At 36.7% G+C, this 23617-nt stretch carries 23 protein-coding genes; 9 read left to right on the plus strand and 14 right to left on the minus strand.

Going from position 1 to position 23617, the window contains the following annotated elements:
- Positions 1 to 350 precede the first annotated feature (350 nt).
- From EKM78_RS07360 to EKM78_RS07385, 6 genes are all read left to right on the plus strand, one after another.
- Entirely contained in the window at positions 351 to 1358 is a 1008-nt protein-coding gene (locus EKM78_RS07360; RefSeq protein ID WP_125770891.1) for a D-2-hydroxyacid dehydrogenase, read from the plus strand.
- A gap of 544 nt (positions 1359 to 1902) precedes the next feature.
- Positions 1903 to 3030: a 5-methyltetrahydropteroyltriglutamate--homocysteine S-methyltransferase gene (locus tag EKM78_RS07365; protein ID WP_125770893.1), complete on the plus strand. Its 1128-nt coding sequence runs from the start codon at positions 1903 to 1905 to the stop codon at positions 3028 to 3030.
- A gap of 21 nt (positions 3031 to 3051) precedes the next feature.
- Positions 3052 to 4179 (plus strand): 5-methyltetrahydropteroyltriglutamate--homocysteine S-methyltransferase, encoded by a 1128-nt coding sequence (locus EKM78_RS07370; RefSeq protein WP_125770896.1) that lies wholly within the window; start codon positions 3052 to 3054, stop codon positions 4177 to 4179.
- Between the two features lie 260 nt (positions 4180 to 4439).
- Positions 4440 to 4826, plus strand: a complete 387-nt coding sequence (locus EKM78_RS07375) for a YxeA family protein (protein WP_125770898.1) — start codon at positions 4440 to 4442, stop codon at positions 4824 to 4826.
- A 258-nt stretch (positions 4827 to 5084) separates the two neighbouring features.
- Positions 5085 to 5411 carry an AbrB/MazE/SpoVT family DNA-binding domain-containing protein gene (locus tag EKM78_RS07380; RefSeq protein WP_125770900.1) on the plus strand — a complete coding sequence of 109 codons (327 nt, stop codon included), beginning with the start codon at positions 5085 to 5087 and terminating at the stop codon, positions 5409 to 5411.
- On the plus strand, positions 5353 to 5703 hold the full coding sequence (locus EKM78_RS07385) for a type II toxin-antitoxin system RelE/ParE family toxin (protein WP_125770902.1): 351 nt from the start codon (positions 5353 to 5355) through the stop codon (positions 5701 to 5703). Before EKM78_RS07380 ends, EKM78_RS07385 begins: the two co-directional genes overlap by 59 nt.
- Before the next feature lie 94 nt (positions 5704 to 5797).
- Here the strand turns inward: EKM78_RS07385 and EKM78_RS07390 are convergent, their stop codons facing one another.
- From EKM78_RS07390 to EKM78_RS07440, 12 genes are all read right to left on the minus strand, one after another.
- Positions 5798 to 8068: an ATP-binding cassette domain-containing protein gene (locus EKM78_RS07390; RefSeq protein ID WP_125770904.1), complete on the minus strand. Its 2271-nt coding sequence runs from the start codon at positions 8066 to 8068 to the stop codon at positions 5798 to 5800.
- Positions 8069 to 8151: 83 nt separating this feature from the next.
- A complete protein-coding gene (locus EKM78_RS13290) occupies positions 8152 to 8574 on the minus strand; it encodes an ATP-binding cassette domain-containing protein (protein WP_125770906.1) in 423 nt (140 codons plus the stop codon).
- Positions 8544 to 8819, minus strand: coding sequence for an ATP-binding cassette domain-containing protein (locus tag EKM78_RS13295; RefSeq protein ID WP_164507249.1), 276 nt, complete (start codon positions 8817 to 8819; stop codon positions 8544 to 8546). Before EKM78_RS13295 ends, EKM78_RS13290 begins: the two co-directional genes overlap by 31 nt.
- Positions 8820 to 8823: 4 nt before the next feature.
- Positions 8824 to 10842, minus strand: a complete 2019-nt coding sequence (locus EKM78_RS07405) for a hypothetical protein (protein WP_125770910.1) — start codon at positions 10840 to 10842, stop codon at positions 8824 to 8826.
- Positions 10843 to 10858: 16 nt separating this feature from the next.
- Positions 10859 to 11311, minus strand: coding sequence for a hypothetical protein (locus EKM78_RS07410; protein ID WP_125770912.1), 453 nt, complete (start codon positions 11309 to 11311; stop codon positions 10859 to 10861).
- Between the two features lie 976 nt (positions 11312 to 12287).
- Positions 12288 to 12827, minus strand: coding sequence for a hypothetical protein (locus tag EKM78_RS07415; protein ID WP_125770914.1), 540 nt, complete (start codon positions 12825 to 12827; stop codon positions 12288 to 12290).
- Positions 12828 to 12843: 16 nt separating this feature from the next.
- The gene (locus tag EKM78_RS07420; RefSeq protein ID WP_164507250.1) at positions 12844 to 13182 is read right to left on the minus strand and encodes a hypothetical protein; all 339 of its coding nucleotides are present in this window, start codon (positions 13180 to 13182) and stop codon (positions 12844 to 12846) included.
- A gap of 389 nt (positions 13183 to 13571) precedes the next feature.
- On the minus strand, positions 13572 to 13826 hold the full coding sequence (locus EKM78_RS07425) for a hypothetical protein (RefSeq protein ID WP_125770918.1): 255 nt from the start codon (positions 13824 to 13826) through the stop codon (positions 13572 to 13574).
- Between the two features lie 444 nt (positions 13827 to 14270).
- Entirely contained in the window at positions 14271 to 14405 is a 135-nt protein-coding gene (locus tag EKM78_RS13300; RefSeq protein WP_263853858.1) for a hypothetical protein, read from the minus strand.
- Between the two features lie 192 nt (positions 14406 to 14597).
- Positions 14598 to 16019 (minus strand): DHA2 family efflux MFS transporter permease subunit, encoded by a 1422-nt coding sequence (locus EKM78_RS07430; RefSeq protein ID WP_125770920.1) that lies wholly within the window; start codon positions 16017 to 16019, stop codon positions 14598 to 14600.
- A 639-nt stretch (positions 16020 to 16658) separates the two neighbouring features.
- Entirely contained in the window at positions 16659 to 17306 is a 648-nt protein-coding gene (locus EKM78_RS07435) for an SDR family oxidoreductase (RefSeq protein WP_125770922.1), read from the minus strand.
- Between the two features lie 129 nt (positions 17307 to 17435).
- A complete protein-coding gene (locus EKM78_RS07440; protein WP_125770924.1) occupies positions 17436 to 18287 on the minus strand; it encodes a fructosamine kinase family protein in 852 nt (283 codons plus the stop codon).
- An 83-nt stretch (positions 18288 to 18370) separates the two neighbouring features.
- Between EKM78_RS07440 and EKM78_RS07445 the strand changes: the two genes are divergently transcribed.
- The 3 genes from EKM78_RS07445 to EKM78_RS07455 all read left to right on the plus strand — a co-directional run bounded on the left by EKM78_RS07445 (position 18371) and on the right by EKM78_RS07455 (position 20936).
- Complete coding sequence (locus tag EKM78_RS07445; protein ID WP_125770926.1) at positions 18371 to 18820, plus strand: MarR family winged helix-turn-helix transcriptional regulator; 450 nt, start codon at positions 18371 to 18373, stop codon at positions 18818 to 18820.
- The gene (locus EKM78_RS07450) at positions 18820 to 19755 is read left to right on the plus strand and encodes a nucleoside hydrolase (protein WP_125770928.1); all 936 of its coding nucleotides are present in this window, start codon (positions 18820 to 18822) and stop codon (positions 19753 to 19755) included. The genes EKM78_RS07445 and EKM78_RS07450 overlap by 1 nt, the downstream gene beginning before the upstream one ends.
- A gap of 515 nt (positions 19756 to 20270) precedes the next feature.
- The gene (locus EKM78_RS07455; protein WP_125770929.1) at positions 20271 to 20936 is read left to right on the plus strand and encodes a matrixin family metalloprotease; all 666 of its coding nucleotides are present in this window, start codon (positions 20271 to 20273) and stop codon (positions 20934 to 20936) included.
- Between the two features lie 59 nt (positions 20937 to 20995).
- Here EKM78_RS07455 and EKM78_RS07460 read toward each other — a convergent pair whose 3' ends face one another.
- Positions 20996 to 22033: an acyltransferase gene (locus EKM78_RS07460; RefSeq protein WP_125770931.1), complete on the minus strand. Its 1038-nt coding sequence runs from the start codon at positions 22031 to 22033 to the stop codon at positions 20996 to 20998.
- A 565-nt stretch (positions 22034 to 22598) separates the two neighbouring features.
- Positions 22599 to 23582, minus strand: a complete 984-nt coding sequence (locus EKM78_RS07465) for a DUF5692 family protein (RefSeq protein ID WP_125770933.1) — start codon at positions 23580 to 23582, stop codon at positions 22599 to 22601.
- Positions 23583 to 23617: the final 35 nt, after the last annotated feature.

A 23617-nucleotide genomic window follows, 5' to 3' on the forward strand; every position in this document is an offset into this window, starting at 1 on the left:
CTCATGAAAATTGGCATTGAGTATATAAGCCTCTTCTTAAATAAATGCATCAAAATAACCAAACCACGACGAGAACCGATTTATCGCTTAGAATAAGACTCGTATTTGAGATGTCCGAAGCGGTTTTCTTCGGATAGCTCAAAGTGGCGTCCATGGCGTTCCACGGCGCAATTCCTGGAACCCCCACAGGACCGGCAATGAACCTCCACCCAAACACCCCCCTCCAAAATTTATGTAAGCTTTTGCAAATTAAATTACTTTTCCCCAAAAAAGCGTTAAAATTAAATCATCGAATTATTAAAAAACATTAATTTATCTAATGTTTATATAACACTGAAAGAGGGATTGACATGAAGATTTACCTATACGGTATCCGTGAAGACGAAAAAGAATACTTACAAGAATGGGACGATGCTCACACTGATGTTGACATCGATTACACCGACCAGATTCTGACACCAGAAACAGCTGACTTGGCTAAAGGTGCCGATGGCGTGGTTATGGCCCAAACTCAGCCTTATGAGCGTGCAGCTTTGGAAAAGCTTCATAATTTTGGCATCAGCAAAATTTCCGTTCGTAATGTCGGCTTAGATGGATTTGATTTTAAAGACTTACGTGACTTCGGTTTCTCGCTGACAAATGTTCCGGTTTATTCACCCAACGCTATCGCTGAACACACTACTGGTCTGATGATCCGTTTGTTGAGAAGAGTTCCTGAATTCGATCAGAAATTTGCTAATGCTGACTTTAGATGGTTCCCAACTATCGGTGAAGAGATCCACGGTAAAACAGTTGGTGTTATTGGTACTGGCCACATCGGTTCCGTTGTTGTTCGTATTATGATGGCCATGGGTGCCAAGGTGGTTGCTTATGATATCGATCCTAATCCAGCTTTGGAGAACTTGGGGATCTATGTGGAAACACTGGATGAATTGTTGGAACAATCAGATATTGTTACGATTCACACCCCACTAGCTAAAAAAGATATTCACATGATCGGTAAAGATGCTTTTGCAAAAATGAAAGATGGAGCTATTTTTATTAACGCTGCTCGTGGTGGTTTGGTTGATACGGACGCTTTGATCGAAGCACTCGACAGTGGCAAATTAGGTGGTGCTGGTCTTGATGTTTTGGAAAGTGAAAATGATGTGTTCCAAAAGAAATTCGATAAGATCGAAGACGTTAAAGATCCACAATTCCAAGCTTTGATCAATCGCAATAATGTCATCATCACTCCACACACTGCTTTTTACACAACAACTGCCGTTCACAATATGATTTTTGATTCATTAAATGACAACCTGAAAATGTTGTCAGGTCAAAAACCAAAGTACCCTGTTGATATTTCAGCAGAATAATTTTTTCAAAACAGTGTTGACAAAATATTTTTTCAGTCGTATATTTATCGCCAATCAATTAAAACTTATTTAACTTTATTAGACGTTGAAGAGAAGAGTAGAATTTTTTAGTAGTTTGAAGCGACCGTTGGATAGTGCAAGGACGGAACGAACGAGAATTTGAACATGAGCTCGGAGTCTTACCCACGGTGCAAGCCAAAGGTACGCAAGGATGCGATATCATCCCGGACATGTTAGTGTCGTTGAGGTGTTTTATGTGAGTAAAACACGAATTAGGGTGGTATCACGGGAAATCGTCCCTACAATTTTGAAGTATCTTTACTTCAGTTGTAGGGGCGTATTTTTTTTTTTACTTTAAGTCAGCACCTCCGGTGCCTACTTAAAGTTAACTGCTGGCAACGCAGTTGCCAGGAGTTTCAGGTTGAAAAGAAACAAAATACTTTCTAAAACTTTGAAAAAAACCCAATATCAACACCAACAAAATACAAACACACTACCACATCCACAAAAAGTTAAATAACAACATCCACAGGAGGAATAAAATATGACTATCACAAGACAAAAATTAGGATTTCAACATGTAGGGAGTTTTTTAAGACCAGCAGAACTTAAACAAGCTAGAAAAGATTTTGCTGATAAGAAGATCGACCATGACCAACTTCGGGCAATCGAAGATGAAGCTATCACTCACTTGATCGAACAACAAAAAGAAGTTGGTCTTTCATATGCGACTGACGGTGAATTCAGACGTTCATATTGGCACTTGGATTTCTTCTGGGGCTTTGAAGGAGTTAAACATACGAACATCGGTCTAGGATATGATTTCTCAAATGGTCGTTCACGTGATGACACAGCAGTCCTCACCGACAAGATCAGTTTCAACGCCGAGACACATCCCTTTATCAAAGATTTCAAATTCACCAAAGCCGTAACTGATGATATCGGCGGCATTTTACCAAAGCAAACAATCCCCGCACCGGCTCAACTTTATCGTGAACTAACTCGTGGCGAAAATCAGCAAGCACTCGACAGGATCTATCCTGATAAAGAAGAATTTTATAACGATGTCGAAAAAGCTTATCATGATGCTATTTTAGCTTTTTACAATGAAGGTGCTCGGGTCATTCAATTAGACGACTGTTCATGGGGCCGCTTGCTTGATAAGAAATTCTTAGCCAGTGATGAAGGTAAAAAATTAGTCGCCGAAAACGTGCAAGATATCTACTTGAAACTTAATAACGGTGCGATTGCTGATCTACCCGATGACTTAACGATCTATACTCACGTCTGCCGGGGTAACTTCCACTCAAGTTTCTTATTCTCCGGTGGCTACGACAATGTGGCTGATAACTTGTTTGGCAAAGAAAATGTTGATACTTATTTCCTTGAATATGATTCAGATCGTTCCGGAAGTTTCGCTCCACTAGCTAAAGTTTCTGGCGACAAACGTGTTGTATTAGGATTAGTAACTACTAAAGACGGCAAGTTAGAAGATCGTAACGTCATTATCGAACGCATCAAAGAAGCTAGCCAATACTTACCACTTGATCGACTTTGGCTATCTACTCAATGCGGCTTTGCCTCAACTGAAGAAGGCAACGTTATTACCGAAGATCAACAATGGGAAAAATTAAAATTAGTTAAATCGATCCAAGACGAAGTCTGGGGATAGACATAGAGGAGGACAAGACTTATGACACTTACAAAACAAAAAATCGGATTTCAACATGTTGGCAGTTTTTTAAGACCAAATGGATTAAAACAAGCACGTCGTGCTTATGATGACGGCTTTTTAACTCGCAAGGATTTGACTGAGATCGAAGACGAAGCTATCAAGGATTTGATCATCAATCAAAAAGAAGCTGGCTTAAAGTATGTCACTGACGGCGAATTTCGTCGTTCTTACTGGCACCTCGATTTCTTCTGGGGCTTTGAAGGCGTTGAACATATTCATTATGGTGAAGGCTATCATTTTGCTCACGAAGAAACTCGTGATGATACGGCTAGACTAGAGGGCAAGATCAGCTTTAATCCGATCACCCACCCTTTCATCCGAGATTTTGATTTTGTAAAGTCAGTAACCGATGAAATTGGTGGCGTCCTTCCTAAGCAAACTATCCCGGCACCATCACAGTTATACATTGAGTTGATCCGTGGCGACAATTTACAAAAAGTTCAAGAATTTTATCCTGATCAAAATGATTTGATCCATGACATTCAAAAAGCTTATCATGATGCGATCATTGCTTTTTATGACGAAGGGGCTCGAGTCATTCAATTAGACGACTGTTCCTGGGGCTTGTTCCTCGATGAAAATTTCTTGAAAACTGATGAAGGCAAAGCTTATGCTAATTCCGGAATCCAAGATACTTTTATTGAATTGAACAATGGTGCCTTGCAAGATCTTCCTGAAGATCTAACCATCAATACCCACGTTTGCCGGGGCAATTATCATTCAGATTTCGCTTTTTCTGGCGGTTACGGTCCTGTTGCTGACGAACTATTTGCTAAAGAAAATGTCGATTCCTATTTTCTTGAATATGACTCTAGTCGCGCCGGTGGTTTTGAACCTTTAGCCAAAGTTTCGGGTGATAAAAATGTTGTCCTAGGTTTGATCACTAGTAAATCGGGCAAATTAGAAGATCGGCAAAATATCATTGACCGGATCCACGAAGCGAGCCAATACATCCCTTTGGATCGACTTTGGCTTTCAACACAATGTGGTTTTGCTTCGACCGAAGAAGGTAACGTTTTGAGCGAACAACAACAGTGGGATAAGTTAAAATTGGTTAAATCGGTCATTGATGAAGTTTGGAAGTAATCACTATTGAAAACGCTTTCATAATATGTTATAAAGAATATAGGGAATAGAATATGTTGTCTATGTTTGGAGGCGTTTATATATGTGGAACTTGATTGCAGATATTTTCAACGGAATTGTCGATTACACAATCAAATTTGACTGGGGATTCCACGATGATGACGACAAGTAACTTACAAATCCGTAAGACAAATGTAAGTAAAACAAATGTATAAGTACGATCAAAAACTTTAGTATATTTTTCAGGAGGTAACAATCAAATGAAAAGTCTACTAAAGTTTTTATTTATCACAACACTAATTATCGGGGGATCATACTTAGCGGCCTGTATTTATACGAAAGATCAAACAGACCAATTCTCACAAGCATTGGGACAATACAATATCCTAGTCAAACGTGAGCCAAGATACGTCAAAATCGACAATACTAACGCCAAAGATGAGGCCGGTTATGGAAATTGCGAATATAATTTAACTAGCTACGATAAAGATGGCAATGCCCACAAATCAAGCTTTACCGGTATGGGGAAACTCAAACAAGATCACTACTTAGAATTAGATACCAAGGGTGCTTACGTTTATACATATAAGGAAACATTTCCAAATAAAATGTCGAAAAAAGCCGCCGAAAAATTAATTCCAGAATAAAATAAAGCCTTGAACTAGGTACAATACTGTTCAAGGCTTTTACTGTGCTTATGAATCAGATGAAATTTGGCCACGACAAATCCTCGTATCAACGAATAATTTCTTTTCATCAGTGACTTCATAGCTAGATGCTATTTCTCCTAAATCTACTACTGAAAATAAATAGTGGTTAAATTTTTTGTTAGAAAATGTATTTACTTGTATTTATTTAATCAAGCAATTACAATGTATTCACTAATAAACACAAGGAGTGATATTATGCAAGATCTTAAAACCAGAAAACAAGGTAATTCGATAACAGTTACAATTCCAAAAGAATTCGGCATTGGCCCAGGTGTCACAGTGAGACCTAAAAAAACTGCCAATGGGTTTTCATATGAATTGGTTGATAATACGGATGAATTCTTTGATTTTTCATCAAATATCCTGGTCGATGTGATTGATGATGGATTCCAAGGTAAAGATATACTCCATGAATTTGATAAACGAAAATCTTTGATCGACAAAACGGTAAATAATTTAGGTAATGACGTTTCCGCTGACGAATACTCTGAAGATCAGGCAAGACAAGAATTTGGTTTATAACATTGAACTTTCTAAACAAGTTCAGAAAACCTTGAAAAAAATCAAGAATAAACAATTGGCCAATAAGTATTTAGATTGTATTTACAAAGTCATAGCTCTTGATCCCGAAAGTGGGACAATGAAACAAGGAAACTTACATGGTCTGTATACTCAATCATTTGTATACCAAAAAACAAATTATCGTGTAGCTTACACGATTAAAGATGACACATTAATTATAGTCATTTTGATTGGGTCACACGAAAATTTTTATAATGAATTACGACGAAAGATTTGGACGAAAGATTCTTGATTAATGGATGAAAAAATTAGAACAAAAAGGACATTCTGCAAATTGCGAATGCCCATTTTTTTTACTGTAAATTTCAGTCCAATTTTAAAAAAAATCATTCCGAAATCAAATCTTTCAAAGTCTGTCCCGTCCGAGATTCAGGATCTTTCAGACTATCCTCAGGACTACCCTCAAAGCAAACTTGACCGCCATACTTACCAGCGTCAGGTCCCATATCAACTAGCCAGTCAGCCTGAGAGATCAATTTCAAATTATGCTCGATCAAAATCAAAGTATTACCTTTATCGACCAAACTTTCAAACAAGTCGATCAACCTTTGGGTGTCGTTCAAATGTAAGCCAGTCGTAGGTTCATCCAAGAAATAAATACTTCCTGTATGATCCAATTCCATCGCCAACTTAACTCGTTGGACTTCACCACCGGACAAAGTCGTCATCGATTGACTCAAATTCAAATATCCGAGTCCCACTTGATGTAGCAAACTAACTTTTTTATAAATATTTGGCACGTCTTGGAAAAAGTCGAGTGTGTCGTTGATCGACAGGTTTAACACTTCAGCGATATCCTTGCCGTGATACTTATATTGCAAAGCTTCTTGACTATAACGTTTTCCGTGACAAAGTTCGCATTCTTGAACAACTGGGTCCATGAAAGCCATCTCCGTGATCATCACACCTTTACCTTTACATCTCGGACAGGCACCCTTACCGTTATAACTGAATAGCTGAGTCGAAACTCCACCGTTGGCTTTACTAAAAAGCTTTCGCAATGGATTCAATATATTCAAATAAGTGGCTGGCGTTGAACGGATGTTGATCCCAACGGAATCCTGACTCAGGTCAATGTAGTCTTGATCAGCAACTTGTTGTTTGAATGCATCTACTAAGGTACTCTTCCCAGAACCAGCTGGACCAGAAACCACCGTCATGACACCTTGTGGTATCTTAGCTGCAACATCGTCCAAGTTGTGAGAAGTCACATGCTCGACCGACAACCAAGCTGAATGTTTTCTAGGTCGGCGGAAAGTAATTTTCTCTCGCAGCATCTTCCCAGTGATCGTATCTGATTTCAAAAGCTCCGGATAAGTTCCGGTAAATGTGACTTGACCACCATTTTTACCGGCTTGGGGGCCCATTTCGACTACGTAATCGGCGGATGAAATGATTGCTGGATTGTGATCGACTAAAACAATCGTATTCCCTTGTTCTTTCAATTTCTGTAAAGACTTAGTGATCAACTGAATGTCATGCGGATGAAGGCCTACACTAGGTTCATCTAAAACGTAAACTAAATCAGAAAGTGAGCTAGTCAAATACTTGGCGATCTTTATCCGTTGAGCTTCCCCGCCGGACAATGTGTCAGTCCCGCGACCGAGTGATAAATAGCCTAAGCCAATATCGACTAAAGCTTGGATCTTGCTACGAAGTTCTCGGACCATCGTTTTAGCCTTGGGATCAGAAATACTATCCAAAAACTTCAACACATTCACTAGATCCATGTCGCTAACTTCAGCGATATTTTTTCCTTCGATCTTACCGGTCAAAGCCTTTTTATTTAGACGAGTTCCATGACAAACTGGACAAGGCTTACGTGTAACAATTTTTGATAAGGCAGCTTCGTGACGACGACCAGAAGCACTATGGATAACTGACCGTAACATCCGCGGAACTAAACCTTCATATTGAGCCGTCCGAGCCCACTGAGCAGGCGGATTTTTCAACTTTTGACGTGGTGCATGCATGAACATCTCATATTCTTCATCAGAATAGTCCTTGATCTTCTTATCAAGATCAAACAAACCACTATTACCATACTCTTTCCAGCGCCAAGTCCCTGGCTGAAATCCGGTGAAGGTCATCGCACCTTCATTCAAGGATTTTTCAGGATCGATCAACTGACTCTCATCAACATCGTCCACATACCCTAAACCTTGACACTTTGGACACATCCCTTGAGGCAAGTTAAAAGAAAACCACTCCGAATAACCGACCCAAGGTTGCCCGATCCGCGAAAACATCAATCGCAATACTGAATAGATACCCGTATAAGTAGCCAAAGTGGAACGAGAATTTCGACCGATCGGCTTTTGCTCAACCACGATAGCCACCGGCAAATGATCGATCTCACCGACTTCAGGCTGACCATACTTAGGCAAATACTGCTGCGTAAAACTAGGAAAAGTCTCATTCAACTCACGTCTTGAAACAGCCGCCATAGTATCAAAAACCAAAGAAGACTTACCAGATCCAGACAACCCAGCAAAAACCGTAGTTTGATGCTTAGGAATATCCAAACTAACATCCTTAAGATTATTCTCAGAAGCTTTCCGAATGGAAATAGCCCCGTCAGCAAATAAATCAGTCATATGATCCTCCTTCAATTGAACACTTGATACGTAAATGGTACACCAGAACAAATTGAAGTACTAATTTCTAACTAATCATGATTTTAATAATTATTCAAATCCTTAATGTCGTAAGAAACGTCACTTCTAGAAATTACATACGGATCATGAGTGACAATTACAATGGTCTTTCCATTATTTCTTAACTCTTCAAAAATATTCATAGTGTCGATTTTATTCTTTTCATCTAGTGATCCAGTTGGTTCATCTGCTAGTATTAATTGACTTTCTTTTAACAATGCCTTTGCGATTGCAATTCTTTGCTGTTCACCACCTGAAAGATTATAAACGTATTCTTTCAATATATCCCTAGTTAGACCGACTTTTGCAAGTGTTTTGACCATTTTTTCTATTTTCACGTTCTTGGACATATTTTTCGAAATAGAATCAACACTCATTACTAAATTTAAATTTTGAAACACAGTATTCTCATCAATTAATCCATATTTTTGAAATATGAATGACATTTTATTTTATAAATATCAAGAAGTTCTCTTCTCTTAATTTTTTTCGTATCTTTTCCAAACAGAGTATATCGACCATTTTGATAATTCTCGATCATTCCAATAATATTGAGCAATGTCGTCTTACCGCTCCCACTGTCACCATATAGTGAAGTGATTTTTCGATTTTCGATTTGAAAGGTTAAATTTTTTAAAATGATTTTTTTCTTATATCTTTTAGTTAGATTTTCAATTTCGACAATGTTCATCAATCTACACCTCATTAAATAATTCTTTTTTGATTTTTTTGTCTTGAATAGCTAGTAATACAATTAATGAAAGCTGACTAATCACTAAAATTGTTAGAGTTGGTATAAAAATAGAAACATCTAAGATTTTTCGCAAAAAGAATAAGATTATGACTGTCTCGATTAACGGTGCAATTAATATCACACCATACGTTTTCCACCAACTATAGCCATTGATCCTTTTTACGGAATATTTTCTTTTTCGAGATTTAAAAAGCAAATAAAAGCTCACTAATCCCGATAATCCAATCAAAAGAATTGCGAAAGTAAGTTCAAATATGTATTCAAGCATGCTTCCAATGATTATTTTTCTTTGGAGTGAATTAGCTTTCGACAGCCTAACTAAACTTGCATTCTCATTCGCTAATCCCACTTTTTGGAATTCCTTTTTCATTTCGATCGAGAGATTTATTAAACTTTTACCATTTAACGGAATAGTCTCATTGCTATCGATCCCACCCCCATTAGATGCAAGTGATAAACCAGAAAATTCATTCTTATCGTAATTATTTTTACCAATAATCATGATTATTGGATCAACATATGACCTTGCTTGATTCATATTGTCTTTTATTTTTTGAAATCTCTTTATATAGAATATTTTGTAATTAGTAGATACTTTCCACCTACGTAAAAACTCTGTTGTTTGGCTTCGCAACTTTTCGGGAAACAGTATATACGTCTCACCATCTCCAGGACGAGGAATTTTTCGATTACCACCATCAATTAAACGATTCATCTTCGCCCAATTAGTATTGCCTACTAGCAAAGTGTAACCATTCGAATCACCGGGTGGTTCTTCAACAAAACCGATACCACCAAATTTTTCGGTAACTTTTAATGAATCTATTTCTTCTCGATTCATTTCCAAACTATTAAGTTCATCTGAAGTTTGCTGACCTATATACCTTGGAAAAAGAACTGCATGGTTATTGTTATATACATTATTTGAATCATCCAATCGTAATGCTTCTATAGAATTCTTTACAAATGGTGACATCATTGATACAAAGATAATTACTGCTATCACTTTTGTTACCCACAATAAGTAGCCACCCATGGTAATCATCCTGTTGAAATCGATTTTAAATGATAAACTACATATCAATTTTATATTCATTAATACGATCAGGTAAAACAATCCTGCTAACAATAAAATAATGAGCATCATTGTCCAATCAATTTTTTTTGCTAAAAATATCGTAGAAAAAAATATTGAAAAAAACGTACAATAAACAATTTCATTTTTGAAAGATTGATTAATAATTCTGAACACTGAATATCCCAGTGTTCTCATAATTAAAATACTTTTAGTTGATTTAATAACCCAATAAACTATGGCAATAGCCAAGAAAATCATTATCACAACTACCAATTGATTGAATTTACTCAATGATTTTAAATTAGGATTTGGCAATTTATAATTGGGTACAAAATCTTTTGTTGAAATTTTTGTGTTCATGTCTTTATTAATTTGCATCTGTAAATCTTGGATAATTTTTTGAACCTTATTGCTATCGGTCGTGTCTAGTAGTATAAGTCCATTTCTGCTATTAGGCACCGGAACATTATTATATAAATTAAATTGGAATGTATCTGAAAAATTTTGACTAACAGCCTTTCCTTTATCATATTTAGGTGTTGCTCCATAAATATTGAAAACATGAGAACCAGAGTTGAACGAGTAATCATTTATTTGATTGATATCCCTATCTTTAGATGCTCCTGTAAATATGTAATTTCGGAAAACAATATTGATTTTATTTTGTTCAGAAACTTTTTTAACAGACTGTGAAATATCACTGGAACTGATTCCTCTTCTACTATTTACCGACAACTTATTAAACTCAACCGGGGTAAAAAATTCGTTGACATAATACCTTTGTTCAATCCTATTATTTAACGTAATTTCTTGATAAAAAAAGGCGGATACTATAGTACCCACCATAAAAACTAGCAAAATTAATTTTTTTGATAATTTCATATCTAATGATCACCCATCACCTAGTTAAGCGAATAACCAGCTGTCGCTCTTTCACTGGATTTCCCATAAATAGTTGCTGTTGCTGTTTGGCCCGCATGAGCATAACCGTATTTATTTTTGCTACCATGCTAGCCCTAGCAGTTGAGTTCCCATATTGATAATAAACACGAGCCCATGAGCCCTTTGTTCCCCATGCAGCCTGAGTTGGATATGTATAAGTCCCACAAACAAATCGTCCACCATAGAAGTTAATAACACCTCTTAGGAAATCATTATTTGCTTCACCAATTTTATTTTTAGATACAATTTTTTCAATTATATTACCTCCATCGTCTAAAACTACATCCATAGTCTTTGGAGTATTCTCGTCAAAAGATATTGATGCTGCATGCACATCATTAGCAAATCCACCTAAGTATATTGATATTGATAGAACAGCAAGTAAAGATAAAAAAAATATCTTTTTCATATTTTAATCTCCTAATTAATTTTTGCACTAAAAATAGCACATAAAAAATATATCTAATATGAGGAAACAAAACCATTCTTTTTTTTTAATGTTATGGCACTTTGATTAATTGAAGTGTATCATCATCTAGTTTTCAAATATTAATTACAAATTATCTAATGTGAAATAAATTATAAAATATTACATTATCCATTTATCATCCTAATTTTAATGTAAAACAAGACGTTTATTTGATAATTAATAAATACCAGAACATATCTACAAATTAGACAATAATTAATATTTAAACAGTAATAATCAAAATAAAAAAATAAATTACAATTGCTCAAATTAATGAAACTAAATAAATCGTAGTTTAACTGGACATTTCATACAAATCGTACATTCAAGATGATATTTTATTCAATAATTGATAATTCATTGAAATATAAGCTATTATAATTTCCACCTGAATCTTTCACTTTCAATATTTTATTTTACAGTTCAAAATATAAAATCAATTGATGCATTAAACAACTATAACGGTATTTAAAAACAAAAATTAGAACATTATGCACTTATTTCCACTAGCTAAAACGAAAATAACCTTACTTGTGTACTACGTTGAGATTTAGTGCAAGAAATTAAATCTCTATCATCACGAAGTACTACTCACAAGTTGGACTAGAAAACTATGTAACTCATTTACAAATTAGACAAAATATTTTTAATACTGATAACATCCAAATTGAAGTTCTTTACTAGATTATTTATAGTTATGATCCATAAAAAAGACCAACGCAAATTGGTTACGTCGGTCCCAAATCATATATAGCTAGCTAGCAACTACAGTATACAAATTTTTTTCGTAATGGCTAGTAGCTTATTTAATGCACCCTATTATTAGGTTTATTTCATATAAAAAGCTTCTAAAGTTTTTAACTTCAAAAGCACAATATTAATATTTATGAGTCAATACAACTACTACAGGTCACTATTACTTTACATAAATATTTTGACCGGAATAATCATCCCCTGATTTTACTGTCTGTCCACCATATGTAAACCATGTACTTGTTTTTACACTATGGTAGCCTTTTCCAACGTTGAATGATTTCATAAAATCTATAACATTATTGCCATCGGAAGACCTACTCTCTTCCCACAAATGAGTACCGTCTATATACAAACCAGATTGAATTGAAAAGCTTGCATCTGCAGATAGTTTTAATTCTACAGCGACAACCCCATTACCCATTTTGTAAAAATTATACTTTCCAGAGATAAAGTTTACGTTACTTGTTAATGAAAAAGGCGCAATGCCATTTGTATTTGAATTATTCAAAGATACAGATACTTGTTTAGAATTTATCAAAACACCTTTTTGAACATACGCACTAACAGCCTCAGGACCATTAGCTTCAGAAATCGGTGTGATTGCAGCTTTTGATTCACCCATTGTATTTAAAAAAATTCCAATAAGAATTGTTGTTATCATTATGGGTAAAACAAGAAGTGATTTGCTAATTTTCTTCATTTTTTAGTTCCCCGTTCTAATCAATATTGACATATGTTGTAGAAACATCTTTTTCATTCACAAATTCGTTCGTTGATACTCTAAAGAATACTTCTCCATCAGATAATCGTATTCTTGCATAATCTGTGTACCACAATGTATTAGTTCCAAGCTTTAGTGTTTCTGACATCCTTCCGTTCTCATCATACAATTTTGCTCCCTCAAAATTCGTAACCGCGACAGGATAATCCGTTTGTACAGTAGAATATCCTGTGCTGGGGTCATTGAACACTGCGGCATCAGCAGTATTTGAATAGCATACACCCACAATTCCCATGAAAAAGAAAGCAATTAGCCCCATTATATATTTCCTCATATAAAATCCCTCCATAATTTTAATTATGTGATAATGTTAACACTCAATATTTTGTAATTCAATAATCTATTTTTTGATCGTTAATTCATAGGTTGCTTTCAATACAAGATTACGTACTGACTTAAGCCAATTTACAATTTATTAAAAAAACGAAATATCATGGTTCAATAGCAAAGAATAACTTAGACTATGTGCTACATTCGAATCCATCTTTTAACAAAATATGGATTCAATCACTCAATACTGAATGCCCCATACAAAAATTGGTTAAAAATAAAACCGACAATCCTAAAATCTAAAAACACAAATTGATCATTCTAGTTGTGTATTCTGTTTAGGAGCTAAGGTATAGCAGACAATGATAACAATCAACCAACAATACGCCCACTTCATAAAGAATAATTTTTGTAGAAACCTAGATTTTGCGGGATGGTGTAGGGCATGCGATTGTCAGTCATGAAATTCTTAACGACGAAGGAGCTTAGAACAAGAATCGTATTTGAGATGTCCGGCGAATCGTAAGCGTGTTGCTTTAGTCTTCCAGACCTATCTTCTTCAGATGGTAAGCTTCTTCTGTCTTCTGCGATTGTCGCACTGTCTTCACTTCCAATATCCATAAGAATTATTAATGTTCGATACTTCATCTTTCGACTCCTATGACCTCGGCTGACTTCTGTATTATTCAGCTAGACATCACTGCAGAGTTTGCTTGTAGGATACATTCCGTTTCCTTGCCAAGCGTGTGATACAGACCTCCCCGGGTAAGAACGCTAACCTACGTATCACGTATCTGCCGACTTTACTGGAACTACCTTTGAGTAGTGTTGGACTTCATCTTGTTGTGCAGACTTATCAGATACTTTCAGCCTTATAGTCGATTCTCTTGTTCATCAAAACAGTACTTTGCCTTAGACTTCCTTCTGATTCCACCTTGCGGTAAACACCATTGTCGTCAGCTAGTGATTCTGACTACTACGCCTCAGAGTGGACTTTCACCACCAAGTTAGCGCCCATGCCGGGTGCACCAAAAAAAAAAGAGCAAACCGAAAAATCCGGTTTGCTCTTATATAATTATCTGCAAAAATTAATTATTTAGCAGCTTTTTCATCGCGACTCTTTAAAAACTCAATAACCTTTTGTGTTTGTGCCTTACGACTGTCTGTGTTTGCGGCATTAACGGGACGGCGGTGACCTGTCATACCTTTATGTGTATTTTGTGACATCTGAAATCCCTCCTCCCTTTCTTTAAATTTCTTAATATCAACCATACCATTATAAATGGATAGCCAAGATTATTCAACATATTTTTTAAGCAAAACATCTTGAAAACGTATCAATCGATTTAAAATTAATACAACTCACACATTTTAGCATAAATACAAAGTGAGCTAAATGGTTCTTAAGAGTTTTATAGACTAATGTTTGATTTGGTCTCCACCATGATCTTTAACTTTAAAAGCAATTAAGAAGCCTAAAATGGCTAAGATCATCGTAAAGGTAAATCCGTAGTGAGCACCTTGGGTGAAAGCTAAGGCTTCGGAATGTCCGCCATTAGCCATATAACTAGCTTGACCAGTACTCAATAAGATAGTTGCGATACCTGTAGCAACAGCTCCGATAACTTGTTGGAACGTGTTGATGATAGCTGAACCATCGGCTGATTGATATTGATCCAGTGAGTTTAAACCATATGTTTGTGATGGTGACATTGCCATTGGCACACCGATCATTAAGATGATGTGGGCAATAATAATGTATGCGATCGAACTATTTGAATTACTCAAAATAAACATGATCGAACCGATAACTGAGATCAAGAAACCTAAACGAGACATGATCTTAGCACCAATCTTATCGTAAGCACGACCAGCTAAAAATGATGTAACAGCGTTGACGATCCCACCTGGTAACATAATGACACCAGTAAGTGCAACAGCAATACCTAAGCCGTTTTGTAAATACATTGGTAATAAGTACATTGCTGAAAGTGTGATACCAAAGTCGATCATGACTAAAATTGAACCGGTTAAGAATCTCGATGTCTTCAAAACTGAAAAATCCAATGTTGGGGTATCAGCATGTAGTTGTTGTCTAATATAAATTGCTAAGAAAATCAAGCCGATCACTAAGGCAACGATAGCAACTGGCATATTTTTACTCAAGAAACTAATTCCGAAAACGATCAAGCCAAAACTGATAGTTGATAAGCAAATAGCTAACCAATCAACTTTTGGTTTAGAAACTTTAAAGACGTTCGTTAGATTTTTTTCCATAAAGAGCCAAGCAACGATCAAGAAGACGATAAATGACCAGAAAATTGCTCTCCATGATAAAACACCCAGTAACAAGCCAGCTAAAGTAGGTCCAATCGCTGGAGCGAACATGATAACTAAGGCAGCAACACCTAATGCAGCACCCAATTTGTTAGGTGGAAAAATACGCATGGCGATCGAGAACATTAGTGGCAAAATAATACCTGTTCCGATACCTTGGATCATTCGGCCAGCTAACAACATGGCAAAATCCATTGCTAAAGCTGAAATAACTGATCCAACGATGAAGATCCATAGTCCAAAACGGACCAATCCCCTAGTTGAAAAATGTTTTGTTAATAAACTTGAAAGAGGTAAAACGATGGCGATGACTAACATGTAACCTGTAACTAGCCATTGTGCTGTACCTGTTTCAATTGAAAAAGCCTTCATAATTGATGGCAAGGCGATGTTTAGTGAAGTTTCACTCAGCATACCTACGAAACCACCGATAAGGACACCCATTAAGGCTAAATATGGATGTTGTAACTTAGTTTGAATAGAATTTTTATCGATAGAACTCATAAATTAACCTCCGTTTAACTGCAACGGTTGATTAATATACCAGAAAAAAAATTATTTCGTAAGTGAAAATTTTATAGAAAAATCCTTTGTAAGGGCTTCATTCGTTGCTATATCACGATTAAATTATTTTTAACAATGTCGTTATAACGGTGGGTGGTGATTGTGTTTCTTCCTTAATAATGGGTGTCTTGGTGATAGTTGATCAATTCTTGATGTTGTTTGGTGGTTAGTTTTTGGTTCTTATTTGTGGATTAAAATAGCACTATCCAATTTTTACACTTCATATTGGATAGTGCTGTTTATTTTTTCTAGCTTAAATTGCACTTCATTTGGATAGTGCTGTTTATTTTTATCCTTAAGGATGTTGAAACGAGCTCCAGGCGACAGCGGCCTCCGGTTAACACTGGTGGTCGTGGCACTGCTTTGAAGGTATAAAATAGTGCTATCTATTTTTGCTTGCTAAAATTGCTGCGGTTTAGATAGTGCTGTTTATTTTTATCCTCAAGTATGCTGAAACGAGCTCCGAGGCACAGCGGCCTCCGGTTTAGCAACTGTCAGCAGGCACGGCTTCGCCGCACCTTTGTGCTGCCAGTCCCTAAATCCTCAGCAGCTGACCGTGCCTCTCCGCTCTCTGTGTTTTTAATACCAAGCAGGTTTATCTCCATCTGTTCCAGCTTTATCCACTCCGATTGATTTGCGGCTGAATTTGTCTGGTACTTGGGCGATGTCGACTACTATTTGAGCGATTGATTTACGGGATACTTCTGTTCCTTTGAATTCTTCGCCCTTTTGTGTGACTTCGTAATCTACTTCATCCTTGTTTGTTAACCATGCTGGTCTGATGATTGTGTAATCTAGGTCTGAGTCTTCGATCACTTTTGCGGCAGCAGCATAGTTGGTGATGTAGCTTCCTAATGTCTTGTTATTCCATTCACCAAATTTGCCAGGAACTTCGTCGTAAATTCCTAGTGTTGAGATCCATACTAATCTTTTGACACCAGCTTGATGCATTGCATCTACAACATCTCTAGCTTGTTCTTCAATATTATTACCGGCTAAGTTGGCGTAGACCATGTCAATGTCTTTCATGGAATCGACTAATTTATCGACTTCGGTCGTATCGCCATCGATCAATTCAACTCGGTCTTCAAAAGATGCAGCTTTATCGCGAAGTCTGTCTGATCTTCTGAGATATAACTTCAAATTATCTCCTGTTGAATCCAAAAAAATGTTTTCTGCTAATTGAGCAATTTGTCCATTAGCACCTAAAACCAAAATATTTGCCATTTTAGAATCTCCCATCTCTATTTGTCTACTATCAATATAAGTTAGTAAAAAAATAATTACAAAGAAAGTTCCTTGTATTTCTAATAATACACATATAATTATAAGTTCAATGATTGCGATAACAATATATTAGAAATTGACACTTTGTTGCAAAGCATTTTCTAAACTTGGTCCATAACCTTCACCAAAGAGATTGACGTGGGCTAAGAGGTAATATACTTGATACCACGAAACTCGTTTATCCCAGCCATCAGTCAAAGGATAGACGCTTTGATAGCCTTCGTAAAAATCTTGATTAAATCCACCGAATAATAGCGTCATAGCAATGTCCATTTCTCTATTTCCAAAAAAGACATCGGGATCAAATAAGATCGGTGTACCATCTTTTTCAAATCCAGCATTGCCGTTCCAGAGGTCGCCATGCATCAAACTAGGCTTTACTGGATTAGCTGAATAGTATTCATAAACTGTCGTCTTCAACTGATTCATTAAATTCTCACGAAATGCATTCCAATAGCCCTTCTTTTTGACTTCGATCTCAAGGACTTCCAAGCGTTGTTTAACAAAGAAGTCAGCCCAATTGTCTTGCCAAGTGTTGATCTTGGGATTTTTCGCGTTCAAAATATTGTGATCTAAACCGAATTGTTCCGCATGTTTCGAATGCATCCGCGCTACTAATTGTCCCAGATCATATTGTGATCCTTGACCAAAATCTACATATTGCAAAACTAAGTAACCATTACCCTTAAAAGTTCCCGATTTAATAACTTTTGGTGCATTAGCCACACTATTGATCAAATTTAAACCTTCGATCTCGTGATCAAAAAAGCTCTTATCGTTGTTTGTCTGTACTTTTAGAAAATATCGATCCTCATCTGTGGTAACTTTAAATGCTAAATTAATATCACCACCAGAAACTGGTTCGATTTTTTGAATATTGCCAAGATCTAATTCCTTATACCAATCTTCATTTATAAGCATTTCAGTCATCCTTTCGCATATTTTCATACTAGCATGATATAATTTTAGATGGAAACATAATGGGGAATCAAGGGAGGATACCTATGTCGAGTAATATCGCTCATTTGTTGAAAGTGGCTTCAAATGAGATTTCTCGCAGTGTTAACGATTTTGCATCTAATTATGATTTAACAGGGACTCAAGTTCAGATCATTGATTTCTTGACGAGTGTTCCTGCTTCCGAGGATATTTTTCAAAAAGATATTGAGGCTGAATTCAATATTAGACGGTCCACCGCTACCAACATTCTCAAAATAATGGAGAAAAAAGAATTAATCAAGCGTGAATCGGTCGAATCTGACTCTCGTCTCAAGAAAATCGTCGTATTAGATAAATCACTTCGCTTGCAACACAATATCGACGAATTCATGAAACAAAATGATCAACGGATCTTGTCTAATTTAGGTGCTTTTGAGCGAAGAGGATTTTTACACGCACTGCAAAAGTTACCAGAAAAGTTACAAAATACACAACAAAGTGAGGTAAATAAATAGTGAAAAAAGTTATTATGGATTGTGATCCCGGCATCGATGATGCCATTGCATTAACTGTTTTACTAGCTCATCCCGAAATTGCAGAAGTTATTGGGGTAACTACTGTAGGTGGAAACGTTACTTTGAATTATGTAACACAAAATGCCAAGAAACTTTTGACTTTCTTAGGTTCTAAAGCTGAATTAGCATCTGGCCAAGCCGAACCTTTAGTTAAAGAGATCGAAACAGCCGGTGAGATCCACGGTAAAACTGGTATGGAGGGATATGACTTCCCTGCTGAGAGTGAAGATTACCCACTAACTAGCGAAAATGCCGTAACCTTCATTCATGATAAATTAGTAGCCAGCGATGATAAAGTCGATATTGTGGCTACTGCTCCATTAACTAATATTGCATTACTATTAAAGACTTTCCCTGAGATCCACGACAAGATCGACAAGATCTATGTCATGGGTGGTTCGACATTACAAGGAAATATTACTTTAGCTGCTGAATTCAATGCTTACGTAGATCCTGAAGCAGCACAAATCGTCTTTGATTCTGGAGTCGATGTTGTTCTTTCTGGATTGAACTTAACAGAGAATAAAGCATTCATGACAATGGACGAGATCAAATCGATCAAGGAGCTTGGCGAAGTCGGTGTTATGGCTAGTTCTATTTTAGACTTTTATGCCAGTGCTGAACTTGAAAAAGGTATGACGAAGATTCCGATTCATGATGCATGTGCTGTTATTTCTATGTTGAATCCTGGTTTATTTACTAAGAGCCACAATTATTCGATCGATGTTGCTACAACTAATGATCAATTTAGAGGTATGACTTATCCTGACCGTCGAGTTTACGCTGAAGAGAAGAACTCGGTTAAGGTGTTGGAAGATGTTGACCGTGACGCTTTTGTTAAGTATTTGTTGGATTCAATTAAGAGCTATAGCTAGGTTGTATAGGCCTCATTTTTGAGGCTTATTTTTTTTGGGTTTGTGTTTAAGTTTTATTGAGGTTGTAGTTTGAGTTGAGGTTGAATTCCGGGGGTGGGGATTCCAGAAATTGCGCTGTGACTTCCTTAGTTGTTCGGTGGCGTAGCCACCACCAAGAACCAGTTGCGCAAGTGCTTCAGCACTTACGTTCCTTTATTTCATGGCTGACAGCGAATTTCTTCCATCCCCACCCCCTAGTGTTGTACAAAATATTATGTTATGTGGGGGTACGGTACTTCGCTTTGTTCTACAAAATTGTTTGGATTGATTTGGTTTTCCTCTTGTTTATGCGGTCTTACGATATTTTTTCTGACTCCCTATCTATTTAATTTAGTGCTCTGATATCATCGGTTGCTAGCTAATTTGGATTTTTGCTAACTGATTAATAATCTCTTGTTAGATTATTCATTTTTTAATTTATACTTTATTCACAATTAGTACTATAATTAAATTAATAACTTCTAGGGGGAATTCCAATGAAGAAGAATCTTAAACGTGTTTTGGTTTCGGCTGCTGCTAGTCTTTTACTTTTTCCTGTAGCTTTTAGTGCTAGTTCTAGCGTGGTTTCTGCTGCTAGTTCTGATGGCTCAGCTTTGGTTATTTCGGTTGATGGTAAGAAGACTAACGGATCTGCTGTAAAATCTAATACTGTTCAATCAGAATCGAATGTTTCTAATGTTTCTGATATTACTCAAAATGAGTATTTTGATAAAAGTAATATTAGCTATTACATTACTCCTGGCCTTCCTGCTGGGTTGCAACAAGATGTTCGGGCTGCTGCTTTGCAGTGGAATATTTCCACTAATGTTCATCTATTCGAAACTCGCGTGAAAAAAGATGCTGATATCGTCTTCACTAATAACGGTACTTCTAGTTCTGAAAATGGTTTAACTACTAACACTATCAATCGTTCACGTGGATTTACTGAGGTAATTTCTTCGAAGATCGATTTGTCTAAGAATACTATTCCTAATAACAAGCTTTCGACTATGGGACGTCGCGTTGCTGAGCATGAATTCGGTCATGCTTTAGGCCTCAAGGATACACGTTCTGATTCAAACGGCACAATTATGTGGTACAAGACACCAAATACTGATATCACTGCTAAAGATATTGCGGCTATCAATCAATATTATAAATAATTCACCATTATGGTAAAAAAAATAGACTGAGATTTTTTCATCTCGGTCTATTTTTTTGCTTAGGAAATTCCTAATAAGATAAATCTGACTTTTGGTATTTTGCTAACTATATAACAAAATAGCAAACAGATGACTGTAGTTAAGCCAAAGACAGCAAAAGCATTGGTGATTTTGAAGATCTCTTCAATTACTTGAATCACTAGGCCATGGGTCAAATAGACTCCATAACTTAGAGAAGAGATCAAAGCAAATCGTTGTTGATTTTTGATGGAATGTTGATGATTTCGGGCCCAGGTTCTGACTGTAATGAATAGTTCGGTTGCTAATAATAGTGAAAAAATAGAACTAAACCCAATCACGGGGATATTGAGATGAAAAGCGACATTTTCCGCATTCATAACGATCGTAAAGAGAAATAATAGCGTTGTAGCTGCAATATTAACAGGTTGCGCTTTCGGGTTGAGCGGTTGTTTAGAGATCCGATATCCGAGAATGAAATAGCCAAAAGTTTGGCCTAAAAATATTAAGTTGTATTGTGGATTAGCCGTAAAATATATCCCATATTTATGTGGCAATATTGAAACGATGTAAGGCAATAACATATTCGTTACGAACCAAACACCAATGATGTAATCCAATACTTTGGGTGTCGCTTTGTCGACAAAAGCTTTGATCATTGGTGAGATCAAATAAAATCCCAGTAAAGGATAGAGGAACCAATATGGGACAATTGGGAATTTATGATAAATCAACAAGATCTCTTTTACCAACCCGTCTATTGAAAAATTATGGTCAAGATGCATTAAAACAGCAATCGTCACTATTGACCAGATCAGAAATGGGATAAAAATTTTTACTAGACGATGCGTCCAAAGATATTTTAGATCGTCAGTATGTTGGCTGGATAAAATCAAGGCACCGCTAACGAAATAAAATATTCCTACTGCCGGAGAGACTAGTCCTATAGCAATATTTTTCAGGTGCCACGCTGGTGAGAGTGGATCTTGGCTTAAGGTTGCTGCTAAAGAATGCGACATCACCACACCTAGCATGGCGGTTATTTTTAAGTAATCGATATATGCAATTCTCTTTGACATTATTGCTCCATGGTTTTTAGGTTTATTTTATCAGTGATTTATGAGCACGATTTGGTTTTTAATCAAACTTAAAGTTATTTTCATATTTGATTGATGGCTGATTGCCGGAGCTGGAGGGTTCCGGAAATATCGCTGTAGAACGGTGTGGACGTCGATTTGAGCTCCTCGAAGAAGTGCACTTCGACTATCTCAAATACGAGCCCTAAACTAAGCTCCTTCGTCGCCAAGTGGAATTTCATACCTGACAGCGAATTTCCTCCACCCTCCAGCTCCTAATTTATCGCAAATTTTCTTTTTCGTTGGAGTACGGTACTTAGTATTGTAGTGGTATGTTGCTTTTGTTTGTGTTGATATGCTCCATTTGTTACTGTTTCTTATTTTCTTGCTTGGGATTCTATACGTTTATCTTTTGGAAGGGTCATTAGATATTATTTCGAATTTACTTTTCATTTATCGTTTTACTCAGATTTTCCTACTCCTTCTCGTTGACCTCGGAATTTATTAAGAGCATGGTAAAAAACGCGTTGTCCTGATTGGGAACAACGCGTTTTTTTTGGTTATTTTCCTATACTGTATGTGCTGAAGAATCGCCATTATTTTTTAGGTTTAAGCCTGATGGTAAATCTTTTTCTGGTAAGTTGTCTGCTAGTACTTGGTCGTGAGCCTTTGTTCCGGCATAGATATCGTCTTTGAGCGCATTTCTGCGGTATTTGACGATTCTATATACGTGTAGTACTAAGACGGCAACGTTTGCTGCTAAGGCAATGAAGCTTACGGTGAAGAGTGCAGCGTCACTATGCGAACTTTGGACAGCAAATTGCGAGTCAGTTACGAATGCTGGAACACTCATGGTGAACATCATCCAAAAAGCTAACGTTTGAGCACGAGCTTGAAGCCAGGAACCTTTTTTGATGAAGAATGCAGCAAAAGTACATGATAATAATAAGGCTGCTCCGGCGTAGAACGAATGGTCACCAACACAGTTGTAGACATATGCGAAGTTCCATAGGTCATATGCGATGATCCATGGCCAGATTTGGTCGGGCCAGATCATGTCTTTTTGACGATTCTTGCTGATGATGATACCGAACCAACCGGTGATGGTAATGATGTTGATGATCCCGGCGATCCCGTTCATTACGTTCCAAGCACCACCGTTCATGAAGACACCGTCGACCATACCGTGCATACTAGTTACTTGGAAATCACGAATAACAGCTTCCATGATATTCACGGCTAGGATGATCGGTGGAAATAGTAAGGCCCATCTGTTTTTGCTTAATTTAGGAATAAAACGTAGGGCCATGAAGCCGAGACATCCAGCCAGGGCTGAATAAACTTTTACCCAATGGAACCAGGTCCCGGTACTACTGCCTGATCCAGCTGTCGTTGGCCAAACAAAAATCGTTAGTAAGATCGGAACGGCAACGAATAAGCCTAATCCGACCCATTTATTCGCACGGGCAGCTTCGTTAAGTAACATAAGTGCAGCGATAATTGCGATCCACATTAACCAATCTGCCCCTGAAATGTTTTGAAATAAGAACATAAGAACACCTCCAGAATTGGCTTGTTAATCTTTTA

It is taken from the genome of Companilactobacillus furfuricola, assembly GCF_003946325.1.
GTDB lineage: Bacteria > Bacillota > Bacilli > Lactobacillales > Lactobacillaceae > Companilactobacillus > Companilactobacillus furfuricola.